The 2776-nt window shown below is 64.4% G+C and carries 2 protein-coding genes; both read right to left on the reverse strand.

All coding sequences use genetic code 11. The features are described 5' to 3' along the window. Positions 1-246: 246 nt before the first annotated feature. Positions 247-1056, reverse strand: a complete 810-nt coding sequence (gene istB, locus BMX92_RS26665; RefSeq protein ID WP_093022763.1) for an IS21-like element helper ATPase IstB — start codon at positions 1054-1056, stop codon at positions 247-249. Next, on the reverse strand, positions 1056-2519 hold the full coding sequence (gene istA, locus BMX92_RS26670) for an IS21 family transposase (RefSeq protein WP_177185293.1): 1464 nt from the start codon (positions 2517-2519) through the stop codon (positions 1056-1058). The genes istB and istA overlap by 1 nt, the downstream gene beginning before the upstream one ends. Positions 2520-2776: the final 257 nt, after the last annotated feature.

Raw genomic sequence — 2776 nt, forward strand, 5'->3', positions numbered from 1 at the left:
TGTAGCGCGACGATTACGGAGTCCGGTCGGCGTCAATTATGATGGCCGTTAGGCGGCCGCGCCGGTTGGTGACTTCGGGCTATCATGAGCGGTTGCGGGGGGCAACCGGGCATCGTCAATTACAGCGCTGGGTAATTGTCGCTGACACTGGACGAAAGCGACAGTTTGAAGGGCTCGGGGTAATTGCCGCTGGCGACAATTACCCGTTGTCTCAGTCAGGGTGCTCGCGAGCGAAGTCAGCGACAATTATGATGGCCGGTCTGGCGCGCTATTCGATGGGTCATAATCGCCGGCGTTGATGCGGGCGACGGCGGATCGCTTGCGGTAGCTCTCGCCGTTCATCTCGATGATGGTCGAGTGGTGCACGAGGCGGTCGATTGCGGCGACGGTCATGGCTGGATCTGGAAAGACGTTGTCCCAGGCCGAAAATTGCTGGTTGGCGGTGATGGCGATCGAATGGCGCTCGTAGCGATGGGCGATGAGCTCGAACAAGGCGCTGGTCTCAACCTGGTCCTTGCGGACGTAGGACAGGTCGTCGAGGACGATGAGATCGAACTTGTCGAGCTTGTCGAGCATCGCGGGCAAGCTGAGGTCGCGGCGTGCGGCCTGGAGCTTCTGGACCATGTCGGTTGTGGAGCAGAACAGGACACGTCGCCCGGCGTCGATGAGGGCATGGCCGATGGCGGCAACCGCGTGCGTCTTGCCCGTGCCGCTCTGGCCGAACAGCAGCAGGTTGCCACCGCTCTCGATCCAGTCGTCGCCGGCAGCCAGGGACAAGAGGTGCGGCTTGCGGATGCCGGGGGCGGCGTCGAAATCGAAGGTGGCGAAGGTCTTGCCTGCCGGGAGGCCGGACTGGTCGCGATGGCGCTGGATGCGCCGGGAGGAACGGTCGGCCATCTCGATCTCGAGGAGTGAGGCGAGCAGGTTGGCGGCCGGCCAACCATCGCGATCGGCGGTGTCGGTAAGGCGCTTCCAGTTGCGGTTGATGCTCGGCAGGCGCAAGGCCTTGAGCAGGGTAGGCAGCACGGCGGCGGCCTGGTCTTTGGTGCGGGTCATCAGTGCACCTCCCCGCTGGCGATCAGGCTGTTGTAGCTGTGCAGATCGGGTGGCGGGATAGTGACATCGCGCTGCGATCTTGCGGTTGGCAGGAACTCGTCCCTGAGCGCATCGACATCGGGCAGGCGCCCGCTGTCGAGTGCCTCATCGATCCGCCGGGCCAGCACGTCGACACAGTCGCCCCTGGCGGCGATATCGAGCAGCGCGACGGCATCGCGGCAGGCCTGCCGTCCGTCGAGCTGGGCATCGAAGGCTTGCCAGGCCCGCCGGTAGGCGTGATCGGGGAACAGGGCTTCGCGGTAGACGAGGTTGCGTAGTGCACCGGGCTTGCGGCGCAGGTTACCGATCATGTGCCGGAAATCGATGCTGTGCCCCCGGTGGGGATGACTGATCCGCACACGCGGCGTGGACATTACCCTGTCCGGACCGAGGAAGAGCTCGATGCGATCGTCAAAGAGATGTGCGTTGAGGCGCCGTCCGACGAGGCGGGAAGGCACCGAATAGGTAACCCGATCGATGCCGACGGTGCCGTTGCGGGTGACATCGACGGTGACCATGGCGAAATCGGTGGTTCGCCTTGCGGGCAGCGCCTTGAGTACCCTGCGTTCTGCATCGATGCGCGCGGCATGCCGTCGGTTCTGCCTGGCGACCTGGGCGTCAACGAACTCGCGCCAGGCCTCGATGCTGACGAAATCGCGGCTGCCCCGCCGGCGCAGGGCCTGATCGAGGCGCCGCTTGAGGTGACCGTGCGGACCTTCGATCGATCCGTTCTCGTGCGCCTCGCCGCGGTTGTTGCGGGTGGCAAGCATGCCGTAATGACGGCACAGCTCGTCATAGCTTCGGGTGAAATCCCGCTGCGCATCGGCGTCGAGGTTTTTGTAGGCGGCTGACAGGGAATCGCTGCGGTGTTCGGCCGGCGCACCGCCCAGCTTCCACAACGCATCCTGCAGGTGCTCCGAAAGGGCGGCAAAGCTCTCCCCGCCCAGCACGACAGCCGCATGCTCCCAGCCACTCGCCGCCAGGCGGAAGTGGTAGAGGCGATAGGCCAGGGTCTCGCCGGCAACCGTGACCTTGAGACTATCGCATACCGTGAAATCCGACAGGCCCTGCCGACCGGGCTCATGATGCTGCGGGAAGAAGATCTCCTTCTCACCGCCGTGCAGCGCCCGCCAGCGGGCGATCCGGCGTTCCAGTGTTCGTCGTATCGCATCGGGAACAGCATCCTCGCCGAACTCGTCCTGGAGCGTCTCGAAGACCGTGACGGCAATGATACCGTCGATCTGGAGCAACTCCTCGACACGTGGCCAGAATGGCTCGAGCGGATCGGCGCGGGTGCGCCAGTGGCGCTCCTTCTTCTTCTGGGACGGAAGCTGCGGATCGTTCTCGATCCGGCGTGCACTGCGCTCGCTGATACCGGCCTTGGCAGCCGCGACGGCCTGGGTGTGTTGGCGACGATGGGTCATGAAGAGAAATACCTGCTGATCGGAAATGTGGTGGCCCGGCATCGCAAACCCATCGTTCCTTGTTCGATGAGTGTTCCGATACCACCGCCCGCCGCAGCCCCGACCAACCCCCGAAAGAAGGGGAAAGAAGATCGCCATCGGTTGTCTGGTCCGCTCTCCGGTCGGGGCTCCGCCCCTCCCTACGTTCAGCCCAGACAACCGATCCTACCGGCCATCATAGTTGCCGCTCAACCGGCCATCGTAGTTGTCGCCGCGCA

Origin of the sequence: Sphingobium sp. YR768 (assembly GCF_900111125.1) — a bacterium.
In the GTDB taxonomy this organism is placed as follows: Bacteria; Pseudomonadota; Alphaproteobacteria; order Sphingomonadales; family Sphingomonadaceae; genus Sphingobium.

Bases quoted from the DNA above. Each gene is read 5' to 3' on its own strand.
- istB (WP_093022763.1), bottom strand. From the start codon at position 1,056: ATGACCCGCACCAAAGACCAGGCCGCCGCCGTGCTGCCTACCCTGCTC.
- istA (WP_177185293.1), bottom strand. From the start codon at position 2,519: ATGACCCATCGTCGCCAACACACCCAGGCCGTCGCGGCTGCCAAGGCC.